16 protein-coding genes and 1 pseudogene are annotated in these 16,013 nt (G+C 69.5%); 14 read left to right on the forward strand and 3 right to left on the reverse strand.

Going from position 1 to position 16,013, the window contains the following annotated elements; all coding sequences use genetic code 11:
* Window positions 1–33 precede the first annotated feature (33 nt).
* The 10 genes and pseudogenes from ABJF88_08035 (at window position 34) to ABJF88_08080 (ending at window position 9,119) form a co-directional block, all read left to right on the forward strand.
* Window positions 34–1,515: a polysaccharide biosynthesis C-terminal domain-containing protein gene (locus tag ABJF88_08035; GenBank protein MEP0546866.1), complete on the forward strand. Its 1,482-nt coding sequence runs from the start codon at window positions 34–36 to the stop codon at window positions 1,513–1,515.
* Between the two features lie 168 nt (window positions 1,516–1,683).
* Window positions 1,684–1,977 carry an ethanolamine utilization microcompartment protein EutM gene (gene eutM / locus ABJF88_08040; GenBank protein ID MEP0546867.1) on the forward strand — a complete coding sequence of 98 codons (294 nt, stop codon included), beginning with the start codon at window positions 1,684–1,686 and terminating at the stop codon, window positions 1,975–1,977.
* Between the two features lie 40 nt (window positions 1,978–2,017).
* Window positions 2,018–2,278 (forward strand): annotated as a pseudogene (locus ABJF88_08045) (BMC domain-containing protein).
* A gap of 330 nt (window positions 2,279–2,608) precedes the next feature.
* Window positions 2,609–3,601 carry a hypothetical protein gene (locus ABJF88_08050; protein MEP0546868.1) on the forward strand — a complete coding sequence of 331 codons (993 nt, stop codon included), beginning with the start codon at window positions 2,609–2,611 and terminating at the stop codon, window positions 3,599–3,601.
* Between the two features lie 47 nt (window positions 3,602–3,648).
* Window positions 3,649–4,563, forward strand: a complete 915-nt coding sequence (locus tag ABJF88_08055) for a hypothetical protein (GenBank protein MEP0546869.1) — start codon at window positions 3,649–3,651, stop codon at window positions 4,561–4,563.
* Window positions 4,564–4,602: 39 nt separating this feature from the next.
* Window positions 4,603–5,280 (forward strand): DUF4230 domain-containing protein, encoded by a 678-nt coding sequence (locus tag ABJF88_08060; protein ID MEP0546870.1) that lies wholly within the window; start codon window positions 4,603–4,605, stop codon window positions 5,278–5,280.
* Window positions 5,281–5,334: 54 nt separating this feature from the next.
* The gene (locus ABJF88_08065; GenBank protein ID MEP0546871.1) at window positions 5,335–5,943 is read left to right on the forward strand and encodes a hypothetical protein; all 609 of its coding nucleotides are present in this window, start codon (window positions 5,335–5,337) and stop codon (window positions 5,941–5,943) included.
* A gap of 96 nt (window positions 5,944–6,039) precedes the next feature.
* Complete coding sequence (locus tag ABJF88_08070; GenBank protein MEP0546872.1) at window positions 6,040–6,339, forward strand: hypothetical protein; 300 nt, start codon at window positions 6,040–6,042, stop codon at window positions 6,337–6,339.
* Window positions 6,340–6,494: 155 nt separating this feature from the next.
* The gene (locus tag ABJF88_08075) at window positions 6,495–7,082 is read left to right on the forward strand and encodes a LemA family protein (protein ID MEP0546873.1); all 588 of its coding nucleotides are present in this window, start codon (window positions 6,495–6,497) and stop codon (window positions 7,080–7,082) included.
* Between the two features lie 126 nt (window positions 7,083–7,208).
* Window positions 7,209–9,119, forward strand: a complete 1,911-nt coding sequence (locus ABJF88_08080; GenBank protein ID MEP0546874.1) for a M48 family metallopeptidase — start codon at window positions 7,209–7,211, stop codon at window positions 9,117–9,119.
* Between the two features lie 55 nt (window positions 9,120–9,174).
* Here the strand turns inward: ABJF88_08080 and ABJF88_08085 are convergent, their stop codons facing one another.
* The 3 genes from ABJF88_08085 to ABJF88_08095 are packed head-to-tail and all read right to left on the reverse strand — an operon-like array spanning window position 9,175 to window position 11,211.
* Window positions 9,175–10,353, reverse strand: coding sequence for a SpoIIE family protein phosphatase (locus ABJF88_08085; GenBank protein ID MEP0546875.1), 1,179 nt, complete (start codon window positions 10,351–10,353; stop codon window positions 9,175–9,177).
* Window positions 10,332–10,805, reverse strand: a complete 474-nt coding sequence (locus ABJF88_08090) for an ATP-binding protein (protein MEP0546876.1) — start codon at window positions 10,803–10,805, stop codon at window positions 10,332–10,334. The genes ABJF88_08085 and ABJF88_08090 overlap by 22 nt, the downstream gene beginning before the upstream one ends.
* A 28-nt stretch (window positions 10,806–10,833) precedes the next feature.
* On the reverse strand, window positions 10,834–11,211 hold the full coding sequence (locus ABJF88_08095; GenBank protein MEP0546877.1) for an STAS domain-containing protein: 378 nt from the start codon (window positions 11,209–11,211) through the stop codon (window positions 10,834–10,836).
* A 355-nt stretch (window positions 11,212–11,566) separates the two neighbouring features.
* Here ABJF88_08095 and lptC point away from each other — a divergent pair, with 355 nt between their 5' ends.
* The 4 genes from lptC to aroF all read left to right on the forward strand — a co-directional run bounded on the left by lptC (window position 11,567) and on the right by aroF (window position 15,918).
* A complete protein-coding gene (lptC, locus tag ABJF88_08100) occupies window positions 11,567–12,178 on the forward strand; it encodes an LPS export ABC transporter periplasmic protein LptC (protein ID MEP0546878.1) in 612 nt (203 codons plus the stop codon).
* Complete coding sequence (locus ABJF88_08105; protein MEP0546879.1) at window positions 12,175–13,917, forward strand: OstA-like protein; 1,743 nt, start codon at window positions 12,175–12,177, stop codon at window positions 13,915–13,917. The genes lptC and ABJF88_08105 overlap by 4 nt, the downstream gene beginning before the upstream one ends.
* 35 nt (window positions 13,918–13,952) lie before the next feature.
* A complete protein-coding gene (lptB, locus tag ABJF88_08110; protein MEP0546880.1) occupies window positions 13,953–14,714 on the forward strand; it encodes an LPS export ABC transporter ATP-binding protein in 762 nt (253 codons plus the stop codon).
* Between the two features lie 166 nt (window positions 14,715–14,880).
* The gene (gene aroF / locus ABJF88_08115; GenBank protein ID MEP0546881.1) at window positions 14,881–15,918 is read left to right on the forward strand and encodes a 3-deoxy-7-phosphoheptulonate synthase; all 1,038 of its coding nucleotides are present in this window, start codon (window positions 14,881–14,883) and stop codon (window positions 15,916–15,918) included.
* Window positions 15,919–16,013 lie beyond the last annotated feature (95 nt).

Raw genomic sequence — 16,013 nt, forward strand, 5'->3', positions numbered from 1 at the left:
GCGCCCGGTTTTCCTCTCCACCCGACCGACGACGTGGCTTCCCCTCTCCTCCGCCTCGCCCGACAGAGCGGCGTCTACGCCCTCGGCAACGCCGCCATCAAAGCGGGCGGGCTACTGCTGCTGTGGCTCTACCTCGACCCGGCGCTCCTCGCGCAAGCGGAGTACGGTCGGCTCATCCTGATCGAAACGGCGGCGAGCCTCGCCGTCGTCGTCGCGGGGCTGGGGTTGGCGCACGGGCTGCTGAAGTACGCCACCGACCCCGCCTTCGCCGACGATCGCGACGCCCTCGGCTTCACGACGCTGGTCGTGACGGCTGGCCTCGCCGCCGCGCTCTGGGCCGTCGTCGCGCTGCTGGCTGCGCCGCTCGCCGGGGTGCTACTCGACGACACGGCACGCGCCCCGCTTGTCCGGCTCGCCGGGGCGTATGCCGCGCTGAAAGTGGTGGCGACGGTACCGTACATGGCGATGCGGGTCGAGGAGCGCGCGGGGTGGTATGTCGCCGGGCTCGTGGTCGAGTTCGCCGTGCTCGTCGGCGGGGTGTACTACTTCCTCGCCGTCGAGCGGATGGGGCTCGACGGGGTACTCATCGGCTACGTCCTCTCGGCCGGGGCGACGGCGGTGCTGCTGAGCGTGGGGTTGCTGGCGCGGTCGCGGTGGCAGTTCCGGCGTGGGCTCGTCGGCCCGCTCTTCCGCTTCGGCGTGCCGCTCACGTTCGCGAGCCTCGCGACGGTCCTCCTCAACACGGGCGATCGGTTCCTGCTCGACGGGTTCGTCGGGGCGGAGGCCGTTGCCGTCTACGGGCTCGCGCAGAAGTTCGGCGGGCTCGTCAACATGCTCTTCGTGCAGAGCTTCAGCATGGCCTTCGCCGTGCTCGGTCTGAAGGCGCTCGGCAGCCTGTCCGGCGACGGGGGCGAGGTCGGGAATCTCCACCGGCGAACGTTTCGCCACTACGCCGTGCTGACGGGGTGGGGCGTGCTCGGCGTGTCGCTGCTCGCCTTCGACGTGACGGAGGTCGTCTCCCCGAACCCGGCCTACCTCGACGCTGACCCGCTCGTCCTCCCGATCGCGCTCGGGTTCATGGCCTACGGCGTGTACATCATCATGATGAACGTGCTCTACGCCACGGCACAGACGAAGCGTATCGCGGGGAACGTGCTCGGCGCGGCGCTCCTCAACCTCGCGCTCAACGCGGCGCTGATTCCGCTCTTGGGCGCGATGGGCGCGGCGCTCGCGACGTTCGCGGCGTACGCCGCGCTCGCGGCGGTGACGACGTGGCAGGCGCGCCGGGCGGTCGCGATCACGTTTCCGTGGAGCGCCCTCGGCGCGGCCGTGCTCGTCGTCGCGGGGCTGTGGGCACTGGGGCAGCCGTCGCTCGGGTGGACGCAGCCGGTGCGGCTCGCGTGGCGGCTCGGGTTGCTCGTGCTCTATCCGCCGCTCGTCCTCGCAGCGGGCGTGTACTCGCGGGACGAACTGCGCATCGCGTGGGCGGCGGTCCGCGGGTACGTCCGACGGTGAGCGCCGGAGCACGGGGAGCACGGCCGGGCGGGGAGCGGCGCACGGCCGCGATCTAAACGGCGATTCCATTGACAAGAGTCGCGGGCGGCGGCTATATTCGAATTCGCGGCGCCGAAGCGCTTTCGGGCCGACCCTCTACCGCTCATCACGCAGCACCCAACACATCTTATGGCAGACGAACTTGGAGCCGCCCTCGGCATGGTCGAAACGCGCGGGCTCGTTGGCGCAATCGAAGCCGCCGACGCAATGGTCAAAGCCGCGCGCGTTACGCTCATCGGTAAAGAGAAGATCGGGGGTGGCTTCGTCACCGTCATGGTCCGCGGCGACGTGGGCGCCGTGAAGGCGGCGACCGACGCCGGAGCCGCCGCCGCCGAGCGCGTCGGCGAGCTCGTGAGCGTGCACGTCATCCCGCGCCCGCACTCGGACGTGGAGCTGATCCTCCCCGACGGCAACGCCGGCTGAGCCCACCCCTCGGAATCCGCTCACCGGACGCCTGACCCTTATGCCGCCCTCCTCCGGGAACGCGCTCGGCCTCGTCGAGACGCAGGGACTGATCGCAGGGATCGAAGCCTGCGACGCCATGCTGAAGGCCGCGAACGTGCGGCTCGTCGGCATGGAGCAGACGGTCCCGGCGCTCATCACGGTGAAGGTGGTCGGCGAGACGGCGGCCGTTCGCGCCTCCGTCGATGCCGGCGCGGCCGCGGCCGCGCGGCTCGGGAAGGTGGTCGCGAAGCACGTCATCCCGCGCCCCTCCGACGACGTGTACGCGGTCTTCGTCGAGCGCAGCGCACCCCGCCCGAGCGCCCCGCCAATTCCGGGCAGATCGCCTGCGGCGGCCGACGACCTGGAAGACCGGACGGTGAAAGAACTGCGCGAGATGGCTCGGGAAATCGACGACTTCCCGCTGCGGGGCCGTGAGATTTCCCGCGCCACCAAAGACGAACTCGTGGCGCTCCTGCGCTCCTCCTGACGGTTGCTCCGCAGGTCTGCGCGCGTGGTGTGATCGCCGTGGAGAGGGGGTAGATCGTGATGGGGGAGCGCGTCGCGGGAGGTATCTTCCTCCACGCTCACCCTCCCGCACTCGACGCCGGTCATGGCTGCTCCGAATCTCATCGAACGGCTGCGCAACCAACTGCCCGAAGGGCCGTGGACGCCCGAGGAGCCGGGGCACGAAGCGCGGCGGCGGGGGATCGCGGTCCTCGTGTCGATCGTCGTGGCGTTCGTGCTGTGGTTCACGTTCAGCATGCGGGAGTCGTACTCCGTCGTGATCGAGATGCCGCTCGTGATCGAGAACCTGCCGGAGGGCCGGGCGCTGAGCGCGCTGCCGCCGCGCCAGGCCCGCGTGACGGTGCAGGGCGAGGGGTGGGAGCTGCTCAAGCTGAGCCGCCGCACCCCGTCGCTCGAAGTGAGCGCGCAGGACGCGACGGTCGACGTCTACGGGGCCGCGACTGAGAGCAACCGGCTCCCGCCGGGCGTCGCGGTGCAGAGCGTGCTCCCGACGACGCTGGACCTCTCCCTTGAGCCGCGCATCACGCGCGCGCTGCCGATCCGGCTGCGGGCGGACATCGCGGCGGCCCCGCTCTTCGACATCCTCTCGCCTCCCACGATGGTGCCGGACACGGTCGTCGTCACGGGCGCCCGTTCTATCATCAACGGCCTCGAAAACTGGCCCACGGAGCAGGTCGTGTGGGACGACCTTAAGGAGAACGTCGACGGGACCGTCCCGCTCTCCGACACCCTCGCCGGCCTCGTCACGACGAGCGTGCGGGGCGTGGAGGTGACGGTGCCGGTGGCGCTCTTCACCGAGGCCGAGCGCACGCTCGAGGTCCGGACCGAAGGCGCACCGCCCGGCGCCGATCCCATCCGCCTGATCCCCTCCACGGTCAACGTGACGTACCGCATCCCGATGGACCAGTATGAGGCGTCGCTGGAAACCAGCCAGTTCTACGCGTTCGTGCCCTACGCGACGGCCATCAACGACACGACGGGTACCGTTCAGCCCATCGTGCAACTCCCCGAGAACCTCTCCGTCCGCGACGTCCGCTTCGAGCCGCGTCGGCTCCAGTACCGTATCCGCGTGGAGTAGCGGCCGGTTCCGCTCGCTTCCACGCCCCGTCTCTCCGATTCCCTCGCATGCTTTACCTCGCCCTCGCTGTCGTGTGCAGCGTCGCCATCGCCGCCATCTTCAAGCTCAGCGAGCGGCGGGGGATGAATAGGGTGGCCCTCCTGACGGTGAACTACGCGGTGGCGTTCGCGGTGGCGGGCGGGCTGCTGGCGACGGGCGTGGGCGCCGTCGGCGAGGGGCTGGCGTTGAGCGCCGGGCTAATCGGTCTCGGCGTGCTGACGGGGGCGCTCTTCATCGGCGGCTTCGTGCTGTTCTCGTACGCGATCCGCGTGGCCGGCATGTCGCTGGCGACGGGCGTGATGCGGCTGGCCGTGGCGCTGCCGTTCCTCGCGTCGTGGTTCGTGTGGGGCGAGGTGCCGAGCGCGCCCCAACTCGTCGGGCTCGGGGTGGCGGGCGCGGCGTTCTTCCTGATCGCGCGGCGGAACGCGCCGGCCTCGACGGCGAACGTCTTGCACGTCGCCGATCCGGCCGGCGTGCGGGCGGACCGGCTGCGCGTGGCGGGCGTCCTCGCGCTCCTCTTCCTCGCCGGTGGCACCGTCGACATCTCGATGAAGACGTTCGACGAGGTCTTTGCCGCGTCGAACAGCCGGGCGCTGTTCCTACTGATGGTGTTCGGCGTGGCGTTCGGGATCGGACTCGTGCTCGTCGTCCTCCGCGGCGTGCGGACCGGCGAGTGGCCGCGCGGGGCAACGCTGGGGTGGGGCGTCGTGCTCGGCGTCGTGAACTACGGCTCGGCCGAGTTCATCCTGCAGGCGATTGCGCGGCTGTCGGGCCCGTTCGTCTTCCCCGTCAACAACATCGCGATCGTCATCGGGGCGACGCTCCTCGGCGTGTTCGTGTGGGGCGAGCGGCTCTCGGGGGCAAACCGGCTCGGGCTCGGGCTCGCCACCGTCGCCCTCGTGCTGCTCGGCATGGGGCGGTAGCAGGCTAAACCTGCGGGGGCGCGGCGCGTATAGGCGGGCATGACTTCTGTCCGCCGCCGCGCCCTGTTCTTCGCCCTCGGCCTCGCCGCCCTCGCGGTGGTCGCCGTCCTGCTCTGGCTGGCCCGGCCGCGCTGGAGCGTCGAGCGCGTCCGCGACACCGTCGTCACGACGATCCAGTCGGAGGCGCCGGCGTCGGACCTCGTCACGGGGCGCGTCGGGATCTCGGCGCGGCGGGAGGTGCGGGACCTCGGGCGGTTCTCGTGGTTGCCGGCGTGGCTCGACCTCCCCGGCGTGAACTTCCTCGACGCCGAGGCCCGCGTCGAGGTCGTGGGGGAGGCGCTCTACGGGTTCGACGTGAACGAACTCACGGCGGAGATGATTGAGGTCTACCCGGACGGGCTCGTGGAGGTGACGCTGCCGCCGCTGCGCGTGATCGCCGTCGAGACCGACCTCGGCCAGCTCCGCGTGGAGAGTCAGGAGGGCGTGCTTCGAGGCGGGGCCGGACGGCGGCTCGAAGGCGAGGCGCTGCGCGACGTGCAGGACCTCCTCCGGCAACAGGCCGAGCGCCACCTCGAAACGACGGTGCAGCCGGCCATTAACACGGCGGCGGCGTTGCAAGCGATGCTCACGCCTCCGCTCCGCGCTGCCGGGCTGGAGACGCCCCGCTTCCGCTTCCACGTCGGGCCGGACCTGACGCTGGAGCCGCCCGTCGAGTAGCAACCCCCGCGACGCTGTGCAGTCTATCCTGTTTTCCGTTCGCCTCTGTAGCTCATGTCTCCGAACGCCGAGCATCCCTCGTTTCTGGACACCCCGGCGGGCCTCATCACGGCCTCGGGCATCCACTTCCACACGACGCGCGCCCTCCTGGAGCAGTACGCGCGCCCGGTGCTCGACGTCGTCCCGCTCGATACCCTCGTCGCCCGCACGGAGGTGTGGCTGCGTTCGGGGCAGGCCCTCGCGCTGTGGATGTTGGCGTTGCTGCTGCTGGTGCTGCCGCCAGTCGGGGCTGCGCTCTGCACGCTCACGGTCTACCTCGGCTGGGAGACGCTGGGCCCTACGCTCGTGAGCCAGCGGCTCGTCGCGGCGTTCCGCGTGATGGAGAAGGTGCTCGTACAGGGGGCGCTCTACGTCGCCGTCCTCAGTACGCTGGGCGCGCAGGGGCAGGTTGTCGCAGTGGGCGTCGGACTCGCCGGCTTCGTCCTCGTGCGGTGGCGACTGATCCCGAGGTTGCTGCGGCCGGCCCTGGACGTCCTGCGGCGCCCGCTCTACACCCTGCCCGTAGCCGATCAGGTGCTACGCGGCTTCGTGCTGCGCGCCGCGCTCCGCCACGGCATCGAACTGCCCCAGCTCGAACGCCTCAAGCGCGAGCTCCGGCGGTAAGGGCTCCGGTATTCTCTATCGCTCGCGTGTGGGCCGCCCGATGGGCTGTCCCACCTGCTATCTTCCACTCCTTACTTCCACCCACGCCCCCGTTATATGAGTCGCCTCACGTTCGACCCCAGCTGCGGCCTCGACATCACGACGACCACGATCCGCGAACTCGAAGACATCGCGACGATCAACTACTGGGGCTACCGCGTGGTGAAATACACGAACGGCTCACTCTTCATCCACGAGGCGTATTACGACCACCGCGAGGGGCTGCTGGGGATCGCCAACGACCCGGCGGCGGCGTGCGGCGATACGCGGGAGGAGCTGGAGGAGAACATCGAACTCATCACGCAGGCGTTGAACGAGCCGGTTCTCAACTACCAGGACTACGCCATCGTGGACTGACCGAGCGGCGGCGTGCGGCAATCGCCACGGAGGAACCGGTGTGTACCTGTTCCTCGGCAGCCGTAGGTTTGGGAGATCCCGAAGGCGCGAGGGCCGTAACCCGCCCCGGCGCCCGACGTACGCCGGGGCATCACGCAACCAACGGAGACCATCCCATGGGCACGCTCATCCTGCTCGGTATCATCATCCTGATCGCCGTGTTTGCGGTCGGGATCTACAACAAGCTGGTCACCCAGCGCAACCGCTACAAGAACGCGTTCGCGCAGATCGACGTGCAGCTCAAGCGGCGCTACGACCTGATCCCGAACCTCGTCGAGACGTCGAAGGGCTACCTCAAGCACGAGCGCGAGACGCTGGAGGCGGTGATCGCGGCGCGCAACGCGGCGGCGAGCGCGGAAGCCCGCGCCTCGGCCGACCCCGGCAGTCCGGGCGCGATGCAGGCCCTTGCCGGGGCGGAAGCGGCCCTCGGCGGCGCGCTCGGCCGGTTCTTCGCCCTCGCCGAAGCCTATCCCGACCTGAAAGGGGACCGGACGATGACGCAGCTCATGGAGGAGCTGACCTCGACGGAGAACCGGATCGCCTTCGCCCGGCAGGCCTACAACGACGCCGTGATGACGTACAACACGGCGCGCGAGACCTTCCCGGCCGTCGTCGTCGCCGGCCCGCTCGGGTTTCAGAACGCCGAGCCGTTCGAGGTCGATTCGTACGAGGAGCGCGAGGCACCGAAGGTGTCGTTCTCTTAAGAAAGGAAGAGTGGAAGAGAGGAGGAAAGGAAGAGGGGGAAGCAGGAAGAGCAAGCCCTCGCCATCAGCATTCGGTTGCTGACCGCCTTTTACCCCTCACCCTTTACCCCTCACCCTTTCCCCAGCATGAACTTCTTCGAGCAGCAGGAGCAGGCGAAGCGCCGGACGGGGTGGCTCGTGGCCCTCTTCGCGATCGCCGTGGCGCTGATCGTCGCGACGGTCTACTTCGCGGCCGTCCTCGCGCTCCGCGGGCCCGACGCCGCGACGATGCCGGCCACCTTCGACTGGTGGGAGCCGGGGCTGCTCGCGCTCGTCGCCGCCGGCGTGCTCGCGACGGTGGGGGTCGCGAGCGGCGTGCGGACGCTCATGCTCCGCAGCGGCGGCCCGGCCGTCGCCGAGATGATGGGCGGGCGCGTGGTGTCGCCGGAGACCTCAGACCCCGACGAGCGGCGGCTCCACAACGTTGTCGAGGAGATGGCGCTGGCGTCGGGCGTGCCAGTACCGGTCGTCTACGTCCTCCCGGACGAGCCGGCCATCAACGCCTTCGCCGCCGGCTACTCCATCGACGACGCCGTCGTGGCCGTCACCGACGGCGCGCTCCACGCCCTCACGCGGGATGAACTGCAGGGCGTCATCGCGCACGAGTTCAGCCACCTGCTCAACCGCGACAGCCGGCTCAACATTCGGCTGACCGGGCTGATCTTTGGCATTCTCGCGCTCGGGATCGCGGGGCGGCTGCTGCTGCGGAGCAGCTTCTATGCCCGTGGAGGGAAGAAGAATCAGGGGGCCCTCGTGATGCTCGCCGTCGGGCTCGCGCTGTTCCTGGCCGGGTACCTCGGCGTCGTCTTCGGGCGGATCATCCGCGCCGCCGTGTCGCGCCAGCGCGAGGTGCTTGCCGACGCCGCCGCCGTCCAGTTCACGCGCAACCCGGTCGGGCTAGCCGGCGCGCTTAAAAAGATTGGGGCCGCCGGTTCGACGATCCAGAACGGGTCGGCCGAGGAGATCAGCCACTTCTTCTTCGCGAACGGGATGCGGCGCGGCCTCGTGGGAAGATTGTGGGCGACGCACCCGCCGCTCACCGAGCGCATCCGCCGGCTCGACCCTTCGTTCGAGGGGGACTTCAGCGCGTACGAGGCCTCGACCGAGCGCTCGGCGGCGGACGAGGAGCGCGCGCTCGGGCTCGCCCCCGCGGTGCCTGCCGGCCCTCCGCCCGTCGAGCGCGGGAGCGCGCCGCCGCCGGTGCAGACAGACCGAAGCCCGTCGCCGGCCGTCGGCGCCGCCGTGCTCGACGAGATCCCGGCCGCGCTGCGCGAAGCGGTGGGCTCGACATTCAGCGCGGTCGCGACGGTCTACGCGCTGATGCTCGACCCGGAGCCAGCGATCCGCGCGCAACAAGAGGAGATCCTGACCGAGGCGCTCGCACCGCCGCTCCGTGCCGAAGTGCTGCGCCTGCAGCCGCTTGTGGCGGGGCTCTCGCCCGAAGCGCGGCTGCCGCTCGTCGACGTGGCCGCGCCCGTGCTCCGCCAGCTCTCGGCCCCGCAGGCACGGACATTCTCCCGCGTGCTCGCCGCCCTCGCTCGCATCGACGGCCAGCTTTCCATCTTCGAATTCGCCCTCGAAACGATCGTGCAGCACCGGCTCGCCGCCCTCCTCGGCACGGCGCGCTCGCGGACGAACGCCGGGGTCGAGGACGTGATCTCGGACGCCATCGTGCTGCTCTCGGCCCTCGCCCACGTCGGCACGCCGACGACGGCGGAGATGCAGGCCGCCTTCCGCGCCGGCCTGAGCGCGCTTACCGCCTCGGACTACCGACCGGTGGCGTGCACGGCCAAAGACCTCGACGGCGTGCTGGACCGGATCGGGGCGGCCGGGCTCGTCGCGCGCACGCAAGTCGTGGCGGCGTGCGTGCAGACCGTGCTCCACGACCGCGCCGTGACGCAGGAAGAAGGGCAGCTCCTGCGGGCCGTCGCGATCGCGCTCGAAGCCCCGCTCCCGCCCTTCCTTCCAAAGCTCGACGCCCTCTCCCTCGCGCGATAAAAAAGGGGCGACCGGTTACCGGTCGCCCCAGGAGGGACGGGAAAGCGCTGCTGCGTCAGACCGTCGACGAGGCCTCGCGCGGGTCGGGGGCAGGGGAGGCCTCGGCGCCGGCCTCGTCCTCTACGGCCTGCCGTTCGAGCCAGAAGACGAGGATGTCGTCGCCGAAGCGGGGCTCGATGCTGCGCCGGAGCAGCTCTTTCAGCATGCCGTGCATCGGCTGCGGGGTGCCGCGCGCCTCGGCCGCCGCCGCCGCCACGCCGATCTCGCCGAACTGCTCGCCGGTCTTCGCGACCTGCTCGATCAGCCCGTCGGTGTAGGCGACGAGGGCGCTGCCGGGAGGGAGCTGGATGCTGCGGTCCTGGTATTTCTCCGCCGCGTCGAGCCCGAGAATCATGTCCGAGTGCTCGACGACGCCGGTCCGCGTGGGGGTGACGAGGATGGGGCGGCAGTGCCCGGCGTTGGCGTAGGTGACGGTGTTCGTGGCGGGCTCCCAGCGCATGATGAGGAGGGAGGCGAACGTCTCCTCCAGCACCTCGTCCCGGATGAGCATCTCGTTGACGCGGCGGAGCAGGGCGGCGGGGGAGTCCGTCTGCTCCAGCATGGCGTGGACCGTGGAGCGGATGTACGAGAGGAACGAGAAGGCGTAGAACTTCGCCTGGAGCCCCTTGCCCATGATGTCGCCCACGGTGAAGAGGTACGAGCCGGGGCGGATCTCCTTCCAGTCGAAGAGGTCGCCGCCGCCGTCCTCCTTCGGCTGGCTGAAGAAGAGGGCGCGGTAGCCGGGCTCCTTCGGCATCGTCTTCGGCATGAGCCGGTCCGAGAAGTCCCGGCCGATACGGGCGTTGAGCTTGTTCTGGTAGACCTCGGCCCGCTCGAGGATGCGCTCGATCCGCGTCAGGAGGAAGTCGATGTCGAACGGCTTCGTGATGTAGTCGTCCACACCCTGGCCGAGGCCTTTGGAGCGGCTCGGGTCGTCGGTCTTCGCGGTGAGGAAGATGAAGGGGATCGTCCGCGTGCGCTCGTCCTGCCGGAGCACGGCGAGGAGGGCGAACCCGTCCATCCGGGGCATCATGATGTCGGAGACGATGAGGTCCGGGATGGCCTCTTCCACCATCTCGACGGCCTCCTCCCCGTGCTGAGCAGCCCGCACGTCGTAGTGCTTGCCGAGCCGGTACTCCAGGAGGCGCCGGAGCGTGTGGTTGTCTTCGACGATTAGAACGGAATGTCGAGCCATGGCTTTCTAAGGGCGGAAATCGAGAATTCGAGGCGGTAGCGCTGCCTGCCCGCCTGCGCATCCACCATGGCCTGGTGGTAGCGGAGGTCTTCGGTACAGGCGATCATCATCAAGAGGCCGCGCCCGCGGTCGGGGGGGACGGGCGCTTCCACCGACTCCCGTTGCTCAACGAGTTGGAGGTCGAAGTCGAACCCCAAGGAGTTGTCCTCGATCACGCAGTGAACCCGCTGCTCGCCCGGCTGGATCGCGACTTGGATCAGCGGGGACTGATCGCCGAAGTCGGCGTGCTGGACGAGGTTCGCTACCCACTCGTGCACGGCGAGCTTCATCACCTGCACGCTGAACTCGTCCAGCGGCAGGAGCGCGGCCTCGCTGTGCTCCCACTCCTCGAAGAGCCCGTGGAGTTCATCGACCACGGTGCCGAGGTTCCGAAACTGGATCGGTTTGGGCATGGGTTCGGGACGTACGCCGGGGGGAGGGTTACGCAGCACCGGCTCGGCTTCCGTTAGAGGCAGATCGGGAGAGGAGTTGCTCGTGGGCGGCCGTGACCGACGGGTACTGCCGGAAGACCTTGTACGTCCGCGTCAACTGGACGACGACTTGCACCGGACGGCTGACGGCGGCGAAGACCACCTGGCCTCCGAGCGGGGTGATCTGGCGGTAGAGCGAGAAGATAGCCCCGAGCCCTGTGGAGTCCAGGATCCCCGTGCCGGAGAAGTCGAGCACGAAGTTGCGGACCCCCTCTTGGATGCGGTTCTGGCAGGCAGTTTTGAAGTCGGCTGCATTGCGGAAGTCTAGGGCTTTCCCGATGCAGACCACGGCGATGTCGGCCGTGACGTTTTGTATGGTAATGCTCATGATGGTATCGACAGTTGAAACCACGATTGGCGGCGGGCGCGCACGCCGTGTCGTGATTTCAGCGTCTAATATCGTACCAGTCGTTTTGTTGGGGGGAGGGCGCCGTCGTGCGGCCGCGACATTATACGCATCATAAACGGCCGCGAGAGAACGTGGCGGGATTCCGAGACCGAGGGCGATGATCCGGGCGGCTTGAGCCCGGATCGGTACGATTGTGAAGAGCCGGCGGCTTGGGCTGAGGGGGCGGCGGGCGACGGTATCCTCGTAACACGATTCATTCGTTTCGAAACGTTGGGGAACGGAGGCCGCCGGCTGCGCCCCGTATCTTGATGCTCTCCCGCTTCTGCTTCCACTCGTGCCCTCCTCCTCTCATATCACCGGTCCCGCCGCGTGCGACTCCGCGCGCATAAAGGCCCTGCTGGTCCTCGGCGTGCTCGCTGCCGTGCTGCTCGCGGGGTGCTCGCGGCGGGGCGACGTGATCCCCTCCGACGTGGCCTCGGAAGACCTCCCCGATCAGGAGACGTGGGATGTCGCGCTCTCGCTCTCGATGGACGGCCGCCCCCGCGCCCTCGTCCGTGCCCCGTACCTCGCCCGTTTCGAGCGGGCCGATAGCACGTTCGCCCGCTTCGGCCCCGCTTCACTCGGCGACACTGCCCGCGTCAACGTGCAGGTCTACGACGACGCCGGACTCCCGACGGCCACCGTCGAGTCCGACCGGCTCGTCTACTTCGATGAGGAGCGGCGCTTCCTCGCCGAGGGCCGCGTCGTCGTGCGGACGGAGACGGGGAAGACGCTCCGTAGCGAGGCGCTCACGTGGGACGAGGCCGACGCCAGCCTCCGCACCGACGGCTTCGTGCAGATCGTCACGCCGGAGGAGCGGCTGCAGGGCTACCGCCTCGTGGCCGACGAGGACTTGGAAACGTACTCGCTCGCCCGCATCACGGGGCAAGTGACGGTGCGGGAATGACTACGCGCCGAGACCGACCCCGGCATCCGTGGGGCGTGGAGTGGACGCCGGTGGGTAGAATACTAACCGCCCTAAGCCTTCTCCTCTTCTTCGCGGAGCCGTCGCGGGGGCAGGACGCCGAGGCCCGCGTCGTGACGATCGTCAACGCCGACTCTGTGGCGGGCTCCGTCGTGGATGGCGAGCGCGTGCGGACGCTCGTCGGCCGCGTCCACCTCATCCAGGACTCGACGGATCTCCGCGCCCGCCGGGCCACGCAGTTCCTCGACCGCAGCGAGATCCTCTTCGAGGGCAACGTCGAGATCGCCGACGGGACGGACACGCTCAACGCGCGGCAGGTCCGCTATGACAGCAACACGCGCGTCGGCCGGGCCGAAGGCGAGATCCGCCTCGCCGACGCGGAGGCCGAGCTGTTCTCGAACTCCGTCACCTTCTTCCGCGCTGTCAAGCGTGCCACGTTCGACGAGCCCGTTCGCCTCGTCGAGCGGGCGGGCGATGCCGTGCTGACGAGCGCGCGCGGCACGTATCTCACCGGCAGCAAGGAGGCGTTCTTCGAGGGCGACGTGCGCCTCGTCGACAGCGTGACGGTGCTGACGAGCGCGCGCGGGCGCTACGGCACCGAAGACAAACGCGCCGATTTCACCGGCGACGTCCACCTCGTCCACGAGCAGAGCACGCGGCTCGACGCCGACACGCTCACGCATTTCCGGGACACGGAGCTCTCCTTCGCGCGCGGCAACGTCGTCGTCGAGCGGTTCGGGGGACGGGACGACGACGCGGACGCGCCGCCGGACACCACGCGCCGCACGCTCCTCTTCGGCGGGAAGGGCTTCCACGATGAGCGCGCCCGCTTCAGCCGCGTCGAAATCGACCCGCTCCTCGTCCGGCTCGAAACAGACTCGACGGCGACGGACACGCTCCTCGTCCGCGCGCAGGTGCTCGAAGCCTCGCAGCCGGACTCGCTCGACGGGCGCGTGCCGCCGCCGGGCGGCCGGTTCCAACGGCTCACCGCGCGGCGCGATGTCCGGCTCGTCGGCCCGCAGCTCTCCGCCGTCGCCGACTCCGCCGTGTTCGACCGCGTCGAGTTCGCGGCGGACACCGCGCGAGCGACGCCTCCGGTCCGAGACCACGTCTGGCTCTACCGCGACCCCGTCGGCTGGCTTAACGCCCGTGGCTCGTCCGTCGTCACCGAGATCTCCGGCGACTCGATCCGCGTCGCCGCCCGCGACGAGGCCGTCGACTCCGTCCGCGTCTTCGGTCGCGCCTTCGCTGCCCGTCGCGACTCCACGCTCGACCGGATCGACCAGATCCGGGGCCGGCAAATGCTCGCGCTCTTCGCCCGCGACAGCCTCCGGTGGATGCACGTCTGGCCCACCGCCGAAGCGGTGTACTTCCGCGCCGACGACGCGGGCGCGCTCGAAGGCGCCGTCCGCTTCTCCGCCGACAGCCTCGCGTTCCGCTTCGACGGCGATGCGCTCCGGCGCGTGCACGGCGTGCGCGGGGTGCAGGGCACGTACTACGATGTCGATCTCATCCCCGAGCCGCTCCGGCTCGATGGGTTCCGCTACGCACCGGAGCGCCGCCCGACCCGCGCCGGCCTGCTCGCCGAGAACCCGCTGGCCCGCCGCCGCGCACCGCCTCCACCGCCGTCCGATCTGCCCGCGTCCGCCGAGCCGCCCGATGCGCTGCCTGCCGAAATGATCGAGCCGGTCGGGACGGCCGAGGCCGACACCGACACGTAACTTCCCGTCTTTCCACCCCCTCCGCCCCTTCACTCTTGGACGCTTCCACCGATACGCCGCTCGTCCTCCGCGCCGAAGGCCTGACGAAGCGCTACCGCAAGCGGACCGTCGTGGACGACGTCGCGCTGAGCGTGACGCAGGGCGAGGTCGTCGGCCTGCTCGGGCCGAACGGGGCGGGAAAGACGACGACGTTTTACATGGTCGTTGGGATGGTGCGGCCGGACGCCGGACGGGTGTGGCTCGGCGACGAAGACATCACGCGGCTGCCGATGTACCGGCGGGCGCGGCGCGGCATCGGCTACCTCGCGCAGGAGGCATCGATCTTCCGCAACCTCACGGTCGAAGAAAACATCGCAGCCGTGCTCGAATTCCAGCCGCTCTCGAAGGAGGAGCGGCGCGCGCGCGTCGAAGAGCTCCTCGGCGAGTTCGGGCTCGGGAAGGTGCGGGACTCGAAGGGCTACGTCCTCTCCGGCGGTGAGCGGCGCCGCACTGAGATCGCCCGCGCCCTCGCCACCCGGCCCCGATTCATCCTGCTCGACGAGCCCTTCGCCGGCATCGACCCGATCGCGGTAGAGGACATCCAGCACGTCGTCGCGGGCTTGCAGACGCGCGGGATCGGCGTGCTCATCACGGACCACAACGTCCACGAGACGCTCGCCATCACGGACCGGGCGTACCTCCTCTACGAGGGGCACATCTTCAAGCAGGGCACGGCCGAGGAACTCGCTGACGATCCCGAGGTCCGCCGCCGCTACCTCGGCGAGCAGTTCACGTTGGAGCGCTACCAGCGTTCGTGACCGAGCGCGAGCGAGGCGGGTGGCGATGGAGAGCGGGCGAATTCCTGCCGTCGCCCCGGGTGAGCGGAAGGGGAGGGCGGCCCGGAAAGAACCCCGCCCGAATCGTGGCGTACCTTCTCGCGCTGATTCTCCCCCCTAATTCCGCCGCCTGAGGCGCACCCTCCGTATGGTTGTCGTCATGCACGAGCGGGCCGACGAGGCCCAAGTCGAATCCGTCATCGAACGCCTCAACGGGTACGGGTTCGACGTGCACCGGTCCAGCGGCGTACGGCAGATCGTGCTCGGCGCCGTCGGCGTGCAGCCGGACTTCGACGTGCGCCACATCAAGGTGCTCGACGGCGTGGCCGACGTGTACCGGATCACGAGCCCGTACAAGTTCGCCAGCCGGACGTGGCGTGACGAGGACACGATGATCGACATCAAAGGCGTGAAGGTCGGGGGCAACGAGGTGCTGATGATGGCCGGGCCGTGCTCGGTCGAGAGCGAGGAGCAACTCGACGCGGCGGCGGCGGCGGTGGCCTCGGCCGGTGCGACGTTCCTGCGCGGCGGTGCCTTCAAGCCGCGGAGTTCGCCGTATTCCTTCCAGGGATTGGGCGAGGAAGGGCTGAAGCTGCTCCGCGCCGCCGGCGACCGCTACGACCTCCGCGTCATCACCGAAGTCATGACGCCCGAGCACGTCGACCTCATCGGGCAGTACACCGACGTGTTCCAGATCGGCGCGCGGAACATGCAGAACTTCGACCTCCTCCGCGCCGTCGGCCGGACCGAGACGCCGGTCTTCCTCAAGCGCGGCCTCTCCGCGACGATCGAGGAATTGCTGATGAGCGCCGAGTACGTGATGGCGAGCGGGAACCCCCACGTCATCCTCTGCGAGCGCGGCATCCGCACGTTCGAGACCTCGACGCGCAACACGCTGGATCTCTCGGCGGTGCCTGTCGTCAAAAAGCGAAGCCACCTGCCCATCTTCGTGGACCCGAGCCACGGGGTCGGCATCCGCGACAAGGTGCTGCCGCTCGCGCGGGCGGCCGTCGCCGTAGGAGCCGACGGGCTGATGGTGGAGGTCCACCCGGACCCGCCACGCGCCCTCTCCGACGGCCCGCAGTCCCTCTTCTTCGATCAGTTCGTCGACCTGATGCAGCAGGTCCGGCTCGTCGCCGAGGCCATTGGCCGCTCGGTGCGCGCCCCGCTTGAAGCGTCTGCCTGATCCTATTAGTACCCCATCGGCCCGTCGGTACGGGCTTTGCACCCGTCGTGGTGCTGTCCCTTCTTCGTCTGCTCTCTCTCGATCGTAACGAACTA

It is taken from the genome of Rhodothermales bacterium, from assembly GCA_039944855.1.
GTDB lineage: Bacteria > Bacteroidota > Rhodothermia > Rhodothermales > JANQRZ01 > JBBSMX01.